Raw genomic sequence first — 14,973 nt, 5'->3', positions numbered from 1 at the left:
GCCGGGGAATCCCCCGGCAGGCCCCTCCGTCGTGCGCTGCGGGCTACTTCTTGATGGCGAAGGACTTGAAGAAGTCCTTGCCCGGGGAGCCCAGGCCGGTGGCGGTGTCGTAACCGCGGTCGGCCGAGAGGCCGAAGTCGGCGCCGATCTTGTAGAGGCGGACCCGGAGGGTGTTGTTCACCACGCCGAGGTCGACCACGTTGCCGCGCTTGGTGTGGACGGCGTCGTCGTTCACGTCGTGGAAGGCCTTGCTGCCGGCCCGGTCGTAGAGGGCCGGGTTGGCGAAGCCGAGGGCGCGGCCGCCGCGGGACTGGATGGCGTTGGCGAACATCGCGGCGGTCTCCGGGGCGGAGACCGAGGTGCCGCCGTAGCCGCCCTCGCTGTAGGTGCCGCCGTCGGTGAAGCCGACCAGGGTGGCGGCGACCAGGTCACCGCTCATGGCGATGTCGGGGGTGGCGCGCAGCGGGGTGGCGGACTTGGTGCCGTCGGCCGCGGTCTTGGAGATCCGGTCGGGGACGACGCCCTGCTGGTACCACGGCTGGGCGAAGTCCTTGGAGACGCCGCCGCCACCGCCGAAGTAGAAGGTGCCGGGGAACGGGCTCCAGGACTTCTGGTCGGCGGAGAGCACCGAGCGCAGGTCGCCCATCGAGACCTCGGCGCCGTACTTGCCGGCCTTGTCGTCCAGTTGGAGGGCGGTGCCGCCGACCGAGGTGACCCACGGCGAGGCGGACGGCCAGTCGGCCTGCGCCTGGTTGGTGTCCTTCTGGCAGTTGGCGCCGGTGGCGGCCGCGCCCGGGGAGCTGTCGCCGCAGTCGCCGGAGGAGAAGGTGAAGCCGATGCCGGTCACCGCGCCGAGCTGGAAGATCTGGTTGTCGGCGGCGACCACGGCCGGGTCGATGTCGCCCCCGGTGCCGTGCATGATCTCGCCCCAGGAGTTGGAGACGATGTCGGCCAGGTGCCCGTCGACGACCTTGGCCATCGCGTCGTACAGGTCCTCGTCGTAGCAGGAGTTGCCGCCGACGTAGACGACCTGCGCGTCGGGCGCGAGGCCGTGGACCATCTCGACGTCGAGCGCCTCCTCGCCGGCCCAGCCGGCCGGGCCGCCGCACTCGTCCTGGTGGGTCCACTTGTCCGGGGTGACGTACTCGGTGTACTGGCCCGGCTTGAACGGCTGGTCGCCGTGCAGCGAGGAGTAGTGGTTGGCGTCCTGCTCCATGGTGGACAGGCCGTAGGCGTCGATGATCGCCACCCGGGCGCCCTTGCCGGAGACCTTGGCGTCGGTGACGCCGTAGGCCTTGCGCAGCTGGGAGGGGACGTACGAGCAGGGGGCGAAGGGCTCGTTCTTCTCGTAGCCGACCGGGGCGCCCTTGGCGGTCTTGGAGCCGTAGCCGTCCTCGGAGCAGGTCGGCACGTCCGGCAGGGTGGCCGGGGCCTTCTTGTCCGGGGCGGCGAGCCGGGAGGCGGCGTTCGCGCGCTGCTCGGCCTCGCGCACCGAGGTGGCGGTCGAGCTGTTCTTGTGGATCGCGTCGGCCAGGCCGGAGACGGCCAGCACCGAGCCGGCCACCGCGGCGGGGACCTTGGCGTCGGTGGTGGGCGCGCGGTGGGTGCCGTCCGCGGTGCGGTAGTTGTGGAAGCCGGTGCCGAAGGCCTTGGCCATCGCGGCGGTGGAGCCGGCCACCTGCACGTAGTGGTTGGTGCTGGCGGAGACCGTCAGGCCCGCGCCGGTCACCCAGTCGGTGACGGCCTTGACCTGCTCCGGGCCGGCGCCGAACTTCGCCTGGACCTGGTCCGAGGTCAGGTACTGGCCGTAGGAGCCCGAGTTCGGGTCGGAGACGGCCTTGGCGAGCGCGGCCAGGCCGCTGGCGTCGCGGCCGGCCAGGTAGATCCGCGCGGTGGCCGGGGCGGCCGCGTCGGCGGCGCCGGCGTCGGCCTGCGGGGTGGCCCACTCGGGGTGGGTGCCGGGCAGCGCCTGGGCGCCGTCGCCGGCCGGGGTGGCGGCGGAGGCCGGAGCGACCGCGCCGAGGGTGGCGAGGATGAGTGCGGCGGCGACGGTGGCCGGCGCGATGCTCTTGGCGAGCTTGTTGCGCGCGATGGGCACGTCGGTCCCCCCTTCTCGTTCGATGGATCGTCAGCTGCCCCTCGTGAGGGCGTGACGAGGTGCGCCGCGAGCGGAAGACCCCCCACCGCGGCACCGGAGTTGACTGTGCGGAAGCTGTCTATTCGGACTGATGTACGCCACTCAAGAGCAGGTCCGAAAGCTTTACCCCCGCATGACTCGATCGGGGGGAAACGTTTGACCGGGGCGCTCCGGGGCCCGCACGGAGCAGCCGCCGTGTCCGATCGCCGGTGCGGGTCGTTGCACAGGGGCAGGGGGGTCGGAACGAAGGGCGGCGAAACGAAGTGTCCTACCCACCCCAGCGGCCGCTATGCACCCATCCGGTGATCAGTTCTCCGGAACCCGGGCCAAAACCCCACCGTCGGCCTACTCTTGTCAAGGTGAACGATCCCCAGCCGGCAGCCGCCGCCACCGTCACCGCCGCCCGCCCGCCCGCCGACCTGCGCGCCCGGGTGGCGTCGTACCGGGACGAGTTGATCGAGCTGCGCCGTGACCTCCACCGGCACCCCGAGCTCGGCCGCCAGGAGTTCCGCACCACCCGGCTGCTGCGCGAGCGGCTGGTCGCCGCCGGGCTGGAGCCGCGGGTGCTGCCGGGCGGCACCGGGCTGCTGGTGGACCTCGTCCCGCCGGGCACCGCGCCGGGCACCCCGCTGCTGGCGTTCCGCGCGGACATCGACGCGCTGCCGATCGACGACGCCAAGCAGGACGTGCCGTACCGCTCCACGCTCCCCGGCCGGGCGCACGCCTGCGGCCACGACGTGCACACCGCGGTGGTGCTCGGCACCGGCCTGGTGCTGGCCGAGGCGCTGGCCGCCGGGGAGCTGGCCCGCCCGGTGCGGCTGATCTTCCAGCCCGCCGAGGAGATGATGCCCGGCGGCGCGCTGGACGTCGTCGCGGCCGGCGGGATGGAGGGGGTGGGGCGGATCTTCGCCGTGCACTGCGACCCCAAGGTGCCGGTCGGCCGGATCGGGCTGAAGACCGGGGCGATCACCTCGGCCTGCGACAAGGTGCGGATCGCGCTGGACGGCCCGGGCGGGCACACCGCCCGCCCGCACCTGACCACCGACCTGGTCACCGCGGTGGCCAAGCTGGCCGCCGAACTGCCCGCCGGGCTCTCCCGCCGGATGGACCCGCGCTGGGGCGTCTCGCTGGTGTGGGGGCGGATCGCGTCCGGCTCCGCGCCGAACGTGATCCCGCAGCACGCCGAACTGGAGGGCACCGTCCGCTGCCTGGAGCTGGCCGGCTGGCGGGAGGCGCCGGAGGTGCTGGAGGAACTGGTCGCGCACCTGGCCGAGACGCACCGCGCCAAGTGGACGCTGGACTACCACCGGGGCGTCCCGCCGGTGGTCAACGAGGCCGCGTCGATCGACCAGTTGGAGACCGCGATGAACGCCCGGTTCGCCGACGGCAGCGGCCCGGTGGTCGAGCCCACCGAGCAGAGCCTGGGCGGCGAGGACTTCTCCTGGTACCTGGAGCACGCCCCCGGCGCGCTGGCCCGGCTCGGGGTGCGCGGCCCGGACGAGAAGGGCCCGCGCGACCTCCACCAGGGCGACTTCGACGCGGACGAGCGGGCGATCGGCATCGGCGTCGAACTGTTCGCCGCGCTGGCGCTGGAGCACGCCCGGATCTGACCCGGGACGAAACCGGGGGGCCCTTCCCCGGGGCGGCCGCTGCGTGATCGAATCATCCGCGCAGTGATCACCCAGGGGAGGACCCGCACCATGCACAGCACCCGCCGCAAGCTCCTGTTCGCCGCCGGAGCCACCGCCGCCGCCGGCCTGGCCGCCGCACCGGCCGCGCACGCCGTCGATCCGACCGCGCCGGTCGTCGACTGGATCAGCGTCATGGCGTACGGCGACCTGGTCGTCAACGGCGACTACGGGCCGGCCATCAGCGCGGCCATCGCGGCCTGCCCGCCCGGCGGGGTGGTGTACTTCCCGGCCGGGCAGTACGTGGTGAGGACGACGGTGGTGGTGCCCGGCCACATCACGCTGGCGGGCACGCTCGGCAGCCGCTGGTTCGACTACCTGCCGAAGACCGACAACCGCCCGATCCCGCCGGTGTCCATCAAGCCGATGTGGGGCGACTTCACCGGCACCGAGCTGATCCGGCTGGAGGGCAACGGCGCCCGCCTGCGCGACCTGACGCTGGCCTCCGGCCGCACCCCGAACAACAGCGGCGGCAACGTCGACGGCCTGGCCGCGAGGGGCGGGATCAAGGCCGTCCGGCTGCAGAACCTCGGCATCTTCAACTTCCGCGGCTACGGCGTCTACACCGACAGCAAGGACGGTGAGTTCCCCGGCGGCTGGGAGGTCTCGCACCTGAACCTGGCCTCCAACAGCCTCGGCGGCTGGCGCTCGGACAACACCACGGGAACGGCGCCCTTCGCCTTCGCCGACTCGATGTTCGACTCCTGCGAGGCGGGTGCCAACAACACCGGCGACGGCTGGTACTTCGGCGGCATCGGCGCCACCGGCTTCACCGGCGTCCGGGCCACCTGGAACGACGGCAACGGCTTCCACCTGACCGGCAAGTGCGGGACGGTCGGCTTCACCGAGTGCCAGACCGACCGCAACCACCGCAACGGCTGGCTGATCGAGAGCGCCCAGAACGACCCCGCCCACGCCCCCGCGCCGCACGTCATCACCCTGACCGGCTGCCAGGCCAGCCGCGACGGCCGCAACGACAACGTCAACCCGGGCGGCTACGCGGGCTTCCGGGTCACCGCCCCGGCCGGCGGCGCCGCCGCCCTCCCGGTCGCGCTGACCGGCTGCGCCACGCACGTCTCCGACGACGACGGGTCCGGCGGCCTGCTCTCCCCCGACTACGCGGTGTACGCCGACCACGCGCTGCGGGTGCTGCTCACCGGCTGCGTGCTGACCGGCACGGTGGCCAGCGTGCGCGACGACGGCGGCGCGGTGCTGGACACCGGCACCACCATGCACAACCGGTCCACCAGGACGGCGGTGTCCTACGACATCCCGTCACCGGTGCTCACCCCGGTCGGCAACGCCCCGCAGCCCGCCGACTCGGGCTACGGCACCTGGTCCTTCGACCCGGCCGCCGCCACCGGCCAGGGCGCCCAGCTGACCTCGGGCAACGTCTACCTGGTACGGGTGGAGACGCACCAGCCGGTCACCGTCTCGGCGGTCTCGGTGCTGCTGACCGGGTCCGGCTCCGGGTTCGGCACGGGCAACCTCGTCGGCGTGTACGACCGGACCGGCAAGCTGCTGGCCCGCACCTCGGGCGAGCAGTCCACGGCCTGGGCGGGCGCGGCGAACAAGCTGTGCCGGATGCCGCTGTCCGGGCCGGTCACCCTGGGGCCCGGCTTCCACTGGGTGGCGCTGCTGGCCAACGGGACCACCCCGCCGTCCTTCGCCCGCGGCTCGTCCTTCCCCGACCCGGGCGCGTTCCTGAACGCCGGGCTCACCCCGGCCACCTACCGGGTCGCGAACCTGAACGGCAGCGCCACCGCGCTGCCGGCCACCTTCGACCCCGCGCAGAACCGCAACGCCACGGTGCAGGTGTTCTGGGTCGGCCTGAGCTGAGCGGCCCCGGGGGTGCCGCGCCGGAGGGTTCGGCGCGGCACCTTCTCGGGGATCGGTGGCGGGGCGTACCGTGGTGGCCCGGTACCAGCCGGTAATGAACATCGGGTTGACCGTGTGTGCGGCTATGTCCGGATTTGCCTGGGCGTACGACCACATTTTGATAACAACCCGGATGCCTCCGCAGGCCGTAACACAACCGTGTTCTACGCGCGTTACGGTGGCGCTCGACCACGCCAACCGGGTGTGTGAGAAGGAGAAACTCCCTTGCGCCGTTCACTCAAGCTCGCCGCGGTCGTGCTCTCGGGTTCCCTGGGCATCGCCTCGCTCGCCGCCTGCGGCGCAAAGAGCACCGACGACAAGTCCTCGGCCGGTGCCGGGGCCTCCGGTTTCAAGGTCGGCATGGCCTACGACATCGGCGGCCGCGGCGACCAGTCCTTCAACGACTCCGCCGCGCGCGGCCTGGACAAGGCCAAGAACGAGCTGGGCGCCACCGTGAACGAGGCCGAGGCCAAGTCCGGCGAGTCCGAGAGCGACCGCGAGCAGCGGCTCAAGTCCCTGGTGACCAGCGGCTTCAACCCGATCATCGCGGTCGGCTTCGCCTACCAGGACGCGGTGGACAAGGTCGCGGCGGAGAACCCGAACGTCAACTTCGCCATCATCGACTCCGCGGCGGCCGACCAGCCGAAGAACGTCACCTCGCTGACCTTCTCCGAGGAGCAGGGCTCCTACCTGGCCGGCGTGGCCGCGGCCAGCAAGTCGAAGACCAACCACATCGGCTTCATCGGCGGCGTGCAGTCCGAGCTGATCAAGAAGTTCGAGGCCGGCTACACCGCGGGCGCCAAGTCGGTGAACTCCGGCATCACCATCGAGGTCACCTACCTGAGCACCCCGCCGGACACCTCCGGCTTCGCCGACCCGGGCAAGGGCAAGCAGGCCGCCCAGGGCCAGCTCGACAAGGGCGCCGACGTCATCTACTCGGCGGCCGGCTCCTCCGGCACCGGCGCGATCGAGGCCGTCTCCACCGCCGCCGGCGAGAAGAACGACAAGTGGGCCATCGGCGTCGACTCCGACCAGGCCAAGCAGCCGGCCCTGGAGAAGTACAAGACCCACATCCTCACCTCGATGGTCAAGAACGTGGACACCGCGGTGTTCACCTACATCAAGTCGGCCAAGGACGGCAACGTGCTGACCGGCGTGAAGAACTTCGACCTCAAGGAGGGCGGCGTCTCGCTGGCCGTCACCGGCGGCTACATCGACGACCTCAAGGCGAAGCTCGACGCCGCCACCCAGCAGATCACCAGCGGCCAGACCACGGTCCCGACCGCCCCGTAAGGACGGCAGCGGCCCCGCCGCACCCCGCCCCCACCCGGCGGCGGACCGGCGGGCCCACCGGATCGCACGGCAGGGGCCCGGACGGATGCGCCCAGGCGCGCCCGCCCGGGCCCCTGCCGGTTCCGTCCCCACCGCCGCACCACGCCCCGGCCCCGCGGCGCGGCTCCTCCCGGGTTTCCCCCTGAGCCCTCAGCGCGACGAAGCGCCCGACGACCAGCAGGAGATCGCCATCACCCCCTCCGACTCCGTCCCGACGGACGGCACCCCCCGCGCGGGGACGGCGACACCTGCCGTCGAACTGCGCGGCATCACCAAGCGCTTCCCCGGCGTGGTGGCCAACCACGACATCGACATCACCGTGCAGCGGGGCACCGTCCACGCGCTGATGGGCGAGAACGGCGCGGGCAAGTCCACCCTGATGAAGATCCTCTACGGGATGCAGAAGCCGGACGAGGGCACCATCGCCATCGACGGCGAGCGGGTGGAGTTCTCCACCCCGGCGGACGCCATCGCGCGCGGCATCGGGATGGTCCACCAGCACTTCATGCTGGCCGACAACTTCACCGTCTGGGAGAACATCGTCCTGGGCGGCGAGAGCCTGCACGGCATCGGCGCCAGGGCCAAGGCCCGGATCCGCGAGCTCTCCGACCAGTACGGCCTGGGCGTCAAGCCGGACGCGCTGGTCGAGGACCTGGGCGTGGCCGACCGGCAGCGCGTCGAGATCCTCAAGGTGCTCTACCGCGGCGCCCGGATCCTGATCCTGGACGAGCCGACCGCGGTCCTCGTCCCGCAGGAGGTCGACGCGCTGTTCGACAACCTGCGCGAGCTCAAGGCCGAGGGCGTCACCGTCATCTTCATCTCGCACAAGCTGCACGAGGTGCTCTCGGTGGCCGACGCGATCAGCGTGATCCGCCGCGGCACCACCGTCGGCGACGCCGACCCGCGCGAGGTGACCGCCCGTCAGCTCGCCGAGCTGATGGTCGGCGCCGAACTGCCCTCCCCGGAGAGCCGCGAGTCCACCGTCACCGACACCGAGATGCTCCGGGTCGAGGGCCTGCGGATCGCCAAGCCGGACGCCGAGGGCGTCGAGCGGGTCGTCCTGGACGACGTCTCGCTGCGGATCCGCAAGGGCGAGATCCTCGGCATCGCCGGCGTCGAGGGCAACGGCCAGGCCGAACTGGTCGAGGCCATCATGGGCATGCTGCCGCTGGACGCCGGCACCGTCGTGCTGGACGGCGCCGACCTGACCCGCACCCTGACCCGGGCCCGCCGCGAGGCCGGCATCGGCTACATCCCCGAGGACCGGCACCGGCACGGCCTGCTGCTGGAAGCCCCGCTGTGGGAGAACCGGATCCTCGGCCACGTCACCGAGCGGCCCAACTCCAAGGGCGTGCTGCTCGACCTGGTCGGCGCCCGCGCCGACACCCAGCGGATCGTCGAGGAGTACGACGTCCGCACCCCCGGCATCGAGGTCACCGCGGCCTCGCTGTCCGGCGGCAACCAGCAGAAGCTGATCATCGGCCGGGAGATGAGCCACTCCCCGAAGCTGCTGATCGCCGCCCACCCCACCCGCGGCGTGGACGTCGGCGCGCAGGCCCAGATCTGGGAGCAGATCCGCTCCGCCCAGCGCGACGGCCTCGCGGTGCTGCTGATCTCCGCCGACCTGGACGAGCTGATCGGCCTGTCCGACACCATCCGGGTGATCTACCGCGGCCGCCTGGTCGCCGACGCCGACCCGGCCACCGTCACCGCCGAGGACCTGGGCAGCGCGATGACCGGCGCCGCCACCGGCCACATCGAGTCCGACCCGGAGGCCGTCGCCGAGGCGCAGGCCCTCGCGGCCGAGGCCACCGAGGCCGCCGCCGAGGCGACCCCGCCCACCGACACCGCCGACGACGAGCAGGCGGGGGAGTAACCACATGACCAGTCCCAACCCCCCGGCCGCACCCGCGGCCAAGCGGTCGCTGCGCGAGCGCGTCGACCTGGAGCGGATCGGCCTCGCGCTGGCCGCCCCCGTGCTGGCCGTGCTGCTGTCGCTGATCATCGCCGGCACCCTGCTGGCGGTCTCCGGCCGCGACCCGTTCGACGCGTTCTCCATCATGTGGAACTACGGCACCGCGTCCGACGGCCAGGTCGCCACCCTGAACAAGGCCATCGTGTACTACCTGGCCGCGGCCGCCGCCGCGTTCGGGTTCCGGATGAACCTGTTCAACATCGGCATCGAGGGCCAGTACAAGCTGGCCATGCTGTTCGCCGCGTACGTGGGCAGCCAGATCGACCTGCCGGCCTTCGTGCAGATCCCGCTGCTGCTGGTGGTCGCCATGTGCGTCGGCGGCCTGTGGGCGTCGATCGCCGGCCTGCTGAAGGTCTACCGGGGTGTCAGCGAGGTCATCTCGACCATCATGCTGAACGCCATCGCCGTCGCGCTGATCGGCGTGCTGCTGGTGCCGGGCGTGCTCGCGCCGAAGACCAGCGGGACCACCAACTCGATCCAGACCGGCAAGATCTCCGAGTCCAGCCGGTTCTTCTCGTTCGAGACCCAGGGCGGCACCCTGTGGGGCTTCCTGGTGATCGCGGTGCTGGTCGGCGTGGTCTTCCACTTCACCCTGAACCGCACCCGGTTCGGCTTCGACCTGCGCGCCACCGGCCGCTCGGAGAGCGCCGCGGGCGCCTCCGGCGTCAACGTCAAGCGCATGGTGATCACCTCGATCGTGGTCTCCGGCGCGCTGGCCGGCCTGGTCGGCCTGCCCGAACTCATGCAGAACACCCCGTACTTCGGGCAGAACGTGCAGAGCGGCCTCGGCTTCATCGGCATCTCGGTGGCGCTGCTCGGCCGCAACACCCCGATCGGCATCGCGTTCTCGGCGCTGCTGTTCGCCTTCCTGGACGCCTCCGGCGCCCAGCTGCCCACCCGGGGCGACTACCCGGCCGAGATCATCCCGGTGATCCAGGGCACCATCGTCATCTGCGTCGTCGTGGCCTACGAACTGGTGCGCCGCTACGGCCTCAAGCGCCAGCAGCAGAAGGTCGGCGCCGAGCTCGCCGCGCAGGCTGCCGCGGCCGCCCAGAAGGAGGTCGCGGCATGAGCACCGCAGTCGCCGACAAGCCCAAGACGCCGGCCGCCCCCGCGAAGCGGGCCAAGCTCACCTGGCCGGTGGTGCTGCTGCTGATCGCGCTCGCCCTGGTGCTGTTCGCCGCCGTCGGCGCCGCCACCGGCAACCACGGCCTGACCTCCTCCGGCCAGATCACCGCCGCGCTGGCCTCCGCCGTCCCGATCGCCATGGCCGGCCTCGGCGGCCTCTGGGCGGAGCGCGCGGGCGTGGTCAACATCGGCCTCGAAGGCATGATGGTGGCCGGCACCTTCTGCGGCGCCTGGGGCGGCTTCCTGGTCAACCCGTGGGTCGGCCTGCTGGCCGGCATGGCGGGCGGCGCGCTCGGCGGCCTGCTGCACGCGCTGGTCACCGTCACCTTCGGCGTCGACCACATCGTCTCCGGCGTCGGCATCAACCTGCTGATCCCCGGCATCTGCGCCTACGTCAACCGGATCTACTACAAGGACTACGTGGCCGACGGCGCCGGCGCCAACCAGTCGCCGCCCGCCGACGCGCTGCCCACCTTCACCTTCCCCGGCCTCTCCAGCTGGCTGGACGGCATCGAGCAGCACCACTGGTTCCTGGTCTCCGACGTGGCGGGCATCGTCCGCGGCCTGGTCACCGACCTGTCGGTGGTCACCCTGATCGCCGCCGCGCTGCTGGTCGCCAGCTACTTCCTGCTCTGGCGCACGGTGTTCGGCCTGCGGCTGCGCTCCTGCGGCGAGAACCCGACCGCTGCCGAGTCGCTGGGCGTCAACGTCTACAAGTACAAGTACCTCGCGGTGGTCGCCTCCGGCGCCTTCGCGGGCCTCGGCGGCGCCTACCTGTCGCTGGTCGCCGCGCACTTCTACCGGGACGGCCAGACCCAGGGCCGCGGCTTCATCGGCCTGGCCGCGATGATCTTCGGCAACTGGATGCCGGGCGGCCTGGCCGCCGGCGCGGGCCTGTTCGGCTTCACCGACAGCCTCCAGCTGCGCGACGCCGACTCGGTGCACGTGCTGCTGCTGGTGGTCGCCATCGCGATGGCGCTGCTCGCGCTCTGGCAGTTCTACCGCCGCAAGCTCACCGCCGGCGTGATCAGCCTGGTCGTCGCGGGCGGCACCGCCACCTGGTACGCCTGCACCGACCAGGTGCAGCGCCCGCTGATCGTCGCCACCCCGTACGTCATCACCCTGGTGGTGCTCGCGCTGGCCTCGCAGCGGCTGCGGATGCCCAAGGCCGACGGCCAGGTCTACCGCAAGGGGCAGGCCAAGTGACGGCGGCCGTCGAGGTCGGGGACGTCGACTGGGAGGCGCTGCGGGAGGCCGCCCGGGCCGCGATGCGGCACGCGTACGCGCCCTACAGCAAGTACCCGGTCGGGGCCGCGGCCCTGGTCGAGGACGGCCGCACGGTGGTCGGCTGCAACGTGGAGAACGCCTCGTACGGCCTCGGCCTGTGCGCCGAGTGCGGGCTGGTCTCCGCGCTGCACGCCTCCGGCGGCGGCCGGCTGGTCGCCTTCACCTGCGTGGACGGCGGCGGCGAGCTGCTGATGCCGTGCGGGCGCTGCCGGCAGCTGCTGTACGAGCACGGCGGGCCCGACCTGCTGGTCGAACTGCCCTCCGGGGTGCGGCCGATGAGCGAGGTGCTGCCGGACGCGTTCGGGCCGGACAAGTTGTAGCTGTTTGCCTGGTTACGCGCGTAGAGTGTCGCGGGGGACATCCCGCGGCACTCTACGCATTTCACCTCTTACGGCCACCTCTTCTGGAGCACGTGTATGGACGCCATCTCCGTCATCCGGGCCAAGCGCGACCGGGGCGAACTGACCGACCCCCAGATCGACTGGGTCATCGACGCCTACACCCGCGGCGAGGTCGCCGACGAGCAGATGTCCGCCCTGGCCATGGCCATCCTGCTGAACGGCATGACGGCCCGGGAGATCAGCCGCTGGACCGACGCGATGATCCGCTCCGGCGAGCGGATGGACTTCTCCTCGCTCGGCGTCCCCACCGCCGACAAGCACTCCACCGGCGGCGTCGGCGACAAGATCACCCTCCCGCTCGCCCCGCTGGTCGCCGCCTGCGGCGCCGCCGTCCCGCAGCTCTCCGGCCGCGGCCTCGGCCACACCGGCGGCACCCTCGACAAGCTGGAGTCCGTCCCCGGCTGGCGCGCCCTGCTCTCCAACGAGGAGATGCTCGACGTGCTGCGCGGCTGCGGCGCCGTCATCTGCGCCGCCGGCGACGGGCTCGCCCCCGCCGACAAGAAGCTCTACGCCCTGCGCGACGTCACCGGCACCGTCGAGGCCATCCCGCTGATCGCCTCCTCGATCATGTCCAAGAAGATCGCCGAAGGCACCGGCGCCCTCGTCCTGGACGTCAAGGTCGGCTCCGGCGCCTTCATGAAGAACCTCGACGACGCCCGCGAACTCGCCCGCACCATGGTCGAGTTGGGCCGCTCCGCCGGGGTCGCCACGGTTGCCCTGCTCACCGACATGTCCACCCCGCTCGGGCTCACCGCCGGCAACGCGCTCGAAGTCCGCGAGTCGGTCGAGGTGCTGGCCGGCGGCGGCCCCGCCGACGTCGTCGAACTCACCCTCGCCCTGGCCCGCGAGATGCTCGCCGCCGCGGGCGTCCACGGCAAGGACCCGGCCGACGCCCTGCGCGACGGCACCGCCATGGACCACTGGCGCCGCATGATCACCGCCCAGGGCGGCGACCCCGACGCCCCCCTCCCGGTCGCCCGCGAGACCCACGTCGTCCCCGCCCCCGCCACCGGCGTCCTCACCGCCCTCGACGCCTACGCCGTCGGCGTCGCCGCCTGGCGCCTCGGCGCCGGCCGCGCCCGCAAGGAGGACCCGGTCCAGGCCGGCGCCGGCGTCGAACTCCACGCCAAGCCGGGCGACCCGGTGACCGCCGGCCAGCCCCTGCTCACCCTGCACACCGACACCCCCGAGCGCTTCCCCTACGCCCTGGAGTCCCTGGAGGGCGCCGTCACCGTCGCCCCCACCGGCACGGCGTTCACCCCGGCGCCGATCGTGCTGGACCGGATCGGCTAGCCGGGTGCCGGCGTCCCGCGCACCGCTCAGCCGGAGTAGGTGCGCAGGACGCCGGTGTCGAGGGTCCAGGGGCCGACGGTGATCACGTCGCCGAAGGCGAAGTCGGTGCGGCAGGTGTAGTTCGGTTCGTCGTGCACGATGCCGGTGCCCGTGCGGGGGTCGACGAGCAGGTAGGTCGGGATGCCCATGGCGGCGTAGTCACGGGCCCTGGTCCGGTGGTCGAACTCCAGGAAGTGCGGGGCGACGACCTCCACGACCAGGAGCGGGCGGGCGACCGGGGCCGGGAGGACCGCGAGGTCGGGACGGCGCAGGAGGCCCAGGGACGGGGCTTCCAGGGGCGCGGCCGGGACCACCCGTCCGGGGGCCGCCAGCTGGGCGGCCAGTTGACGCCGGACCAGCTCGACGGCGGCGCCGTGCCTGGGGCCCGGCAGGAGCGCGAGGTGAACCGTGCCCTCGGCGATCTCCGGAGCCCGCAGGTCCGGCACCGCGGGCACCAGGTCGGCCAGTGCCCGCAGTGCTCGGTATTCGTCGGTCATGCCCGCACGGTAGCGGCCCCCGCGCGGCGGGTGGCATGGGCGCGGTGGGTGGCGTAGAGGGTGACGCCGGCCGCGCAGGCCATGGCGGTGAGGGCGACGGTGGCGGTGCCGGACCAGCCGGTGGAGTGGTAGGCGTCGGCGCCGAGGGTGCCGCCGAGGCTGTTGCCCAGGTAGTAGGCGATCAGGTAGAGGGCGGAGGCCTGGGCGCGGCCGGTGGTGGCGGTGCGGCCGACGGCGGAGGAGGCGGTGGCGTGGCCGGCGAAGAAGCCGGCGGTGATCAGGACCAGGCCGAGGACCGCGCAGAGCAGGGAGCCGGCGAGGGAGAGCAGCAGGCCGGCGGTGGTGGTGCCGATCGCCAGGTAGAGGGTGCCGCGGCGGCCGCAGCGGGCGGTCAGCCGGCCCGCGGAGGCGGAGGACGCGGTGCCGACCAGGTAGACCACGAAGATCGAGGCGGCCACCGACTCCGGGAGGTGGAAGGGGGCGGCGGTCAGCCGGTAGCCGACCGTGTTGTAGACCGCGCCGAAGACGGCCATGAAGAGCATGCCCAGCGCGTACAGCCGCAGCAGCAGCGGGTTGCGCAGGTGCGCGGTGACGGTGGCGGCCAGGGCCCGGGCGTCGACGGGGACGCGGCGGAAGTGCCGGGCGCGCGGGACCAGGGCGCGGAAGGCGAGCGCGGCGAGCAGCGCCAGGGCGGCCGAGACCGCCAGCCCCCAGCGCCAGCCCCAGGCGGCCGCGGCCCAGCCGGAGACCAGCCGGCCGCCCATCCCGCCGATCGAGTTGCCCGCCACGTACAGCCCCATCGCGGAGGCCAGCGCCGACGGGTGCACCTCTTCGGCGAGGTAGGCCATCGCGGTGGCGGGCAGGCCGGCCAGGGCCGCGCCCTGCACCGCGCGCAGCACCACCAGGGTGGTGAGGTCCGGGGCGAACGGCAGGGCCAAGGCGAGCAGCGCGGCGGCCAGGGTGGAGGCCGTCATCACGGCGGTGCGCCCGTAGCGGTCGGACAGGGCGCTGGCCGGGAGCAGGGCGAGGGCGAGTCCGAGGGTGGAGGCGGAGGCCGTCCAGCTGGCCTGACCGGGTGTCAGGCCGAGGTCGGCGGAGAGGACCGGCAGCAGGCCCTGGGTCGAGTACAGCAGGACGAAGGTGGCCACTCCCGCCGCGAACAGGGCGAGGTTGGCGCGGCGGAAGTCCCGGCTGCCGGGGCGCAGGCGCAGGTCGGCGGGGGTGCTGGTGGGGGCGGGCGCGGACGCCTCGGTACTGGCGGGCTGCATGGTGCCGACGCTAGGCCCGGGCCGCTTGATGCGTCCAATGCATGAATGGG

11 protein-coding genes are annotated in these 14,973 nt (G+C 72.8%); 8 read left to right on the top strand and 3 right to left on the bottom strand.

What is annotated here, in order from left to right; all coding sequences use genetic code 11:
• Positions 1–43 precede the first annotated feature (43 nt).
• On the bottom strand, positions 44–2,098 hold the full coding sequence (locus tag OU787_RS11870; protein ID WP_268659310.1) for a S53 family peptidase: 2,055 nt from the start codon (positions 2,096–2,098) through the stop codon (positions 44–46).
• 398 nt (positions 2,099–2,496) lie between these two features.
• On the opposite strand from OU787_RS11870, the gene OU787_RS11865 reads away from it, so the two are divergent.
• From OU787_RS11865 to OU787_RS11830, 8 genes are all read left to right on the top strand, one after another.
• Positions 2,497–3,747, top strand: a complete 1,251-nt coding sequence (locus OU787_RS11865) for an amidohydrolase (RefSeq protein WP_380374630.1) — start codon at positions 2,497–2,499, stop codon at positions 3,745–3,747.
• A gap of 90 nt (positions 3,748–3,837) precedes the next feature.
• Positions 3,838–5,664: a hypothetical protein gene (locus OU787_RS11860; protein ID WP_268659309.1), complete on the top strand. Its 1,827-nt coding sequence runs from the start codon at positions 3,838–3,840 to the stop codon at positions 5,662–5,664.
• 264 nt (positions 5,665–5,928) lie between these two features.
• Positions 5,929–6,996 carry a BMP family lipoprotein gene (locus OU787_RS11855; protein WP_030457306.1) on the top strand — a complete coding sequence of 356 codons (1,068 nt, stop codon included), beginning with the start codon at positions 5,929–5,931 and terminating at the stop codon, positions 6,994–6,996.
• Positions 6,997–7,081: 85 nt separating this feature from the next.
• A complete protein-coding gene (locus OU787_RS11850; RefSeq protein WP_268659308.1) occupies positions 7,082–8,911 on the top strand; it encodes an ABC transporter ATP-binding protein in 1,830 nt (609 codons plus the stop codon).
• A gap of 4 nt (positions 8,912–8,915) precedes the next feature.
• On the top strand, positions 8,916–10,082 hold the full coding sequence (locus tag OU787_RS11845) for an ABC transporter permease (protein WP_051816391.1): 1,167 nt from the start codon (positions 8,916–8,918) through the stop codon (positions 10,080–10,082).
• Positions 10,079–11,344 (top strand): ABC transporter permease, encoded by a 1,266-nt coding sequence (locus OU787_RS11840; RefSeq protein WP_030457303.1) that lies wholly within the window; start codon positions 10,079–10,081, stop codon positions 11,342–11,344. Before OU787_RS11845 ends, OU787_RS11840 begins: the two co-directional genes overlap by 4 nt.
• Positions 11,341–11,745, top strand: a complete 405-nt coding sequence (locus tag OU787_RS11835; RefSeq protein WP_030457302.1) for a cytidine deaminase — start codon at positions 11,341–11,343, stop codon at positions 11,743–11,745. The genes OU787_RS11840 and OU787_RS11835 overlap by 4 nt, the downstream gene beginning before the upstream one ends.
• Positions 11,746–11,841: 96 nt before the next feature.
• Positions 11,842–13,119: a thymidine phosphorylase gene (locus tag OU787_RS11830; protein WP_268659307.1), complete on the top strand. Its 1,278-nt coding sequence runs from the start codon at positions 11,842–11,844 to the stop codon at positions 13,117–13,119.
• 26 nt (positions 13,120–13,145) lie between these two features.
• Here OU787_RS11830 and OU787_RS11825 read toward each other — a convergent pair whose 3' ends face one another.
• Entirely contained in the window at positions 13,146–13,655 is a 510-nt protein-coding gene (locus OU787_RS11825; protein WP_268659306.1) for a Uma2 family endonuclease, read from the bottom strand.
• Positions 13,652–14,923: an MFS transporter gene (locus OU787_RS11820; RefSeq protein ID WP_268659305.1), complete on the bottom strand. Its 1,272-nt coding sequence runs from the start codon at positions 14,921–14,923 to the stop codon at positions 13,652–13,654. The genes OU787_RS11825 and OU787_RS11820 overlap by 4 nt, the downstream gene beginning before the upstream one ends.
• Positions 14,924–14,973: the final 50 nt, after the last annotated feature.

The sequence above is a fragment of the Kitasatospora sp. YST-16 genome, assembly GCF_026802215.1.
GTDB classification, from domain to species: Bacteria; Actinomycetota; Actinomycetes; order Streptomycetales; family Streptomycetaceae; genus Kitasatospora; species Kitasatospora cineracea.
This window is presented reverse-complemented; position numbering and strand designations above follow the sequence as displayed.

Excerpts from the sequence above, each read along its gene's own strand:
- OU787_RS11860 (WP_268659309.1), top strand. The coding sequence starts at position 3,838 with ATGCACAGCACCCGCCGCAAGCTCCTGTTCGCCGCCGGAGCCACCGCC.
- OU787_RS11850 (WP_268659308.1), top strand. The coding sequence starts at position 7,082 with ATGCGCCCAGGCGCGCCCGCCCGGGCCCCTGCCGGTTCCGTCCCCACC.
- OU787_RS11845 (WP_051816391.1), top strand. The coding sequence starts at position 8,916 with ATGACCAGTCCCAACCCCCCGGCCGCACCCGCGGCCAAGCGGTCGCTG.
- OU787_RS11840 (WP_030457303.1), top strand. The coding sequence starts at position 10,079 with ATGAGCACCGCAGTCGCCGACAAGCCCAAGACGCCGGCCGCCCCCGCG.
- OU787_RS11830 (WP_268659307.1), top strand. The coding sequence starts at position 11,842 with ATGGACGCCATCTCCGTCATCCGGGCCAAGCGCGACCGGGGCGAACTG.
- OU787_RS11825 (WP_268659306.1), bottom strand. The coding sequence starts at position 13,655 with ATGACCGACGAATACCGAGCACTGCGGGCACTGGCCGACCTGGTGCCC.
- OU787_RS11820 (WP_268659305.1), bottom strand. The coding sequence starts at position 14,923 with ATGCAGCCCGCCAGTACCGAGGCGTCCGCGCCCGCCCCCACCAGCACC.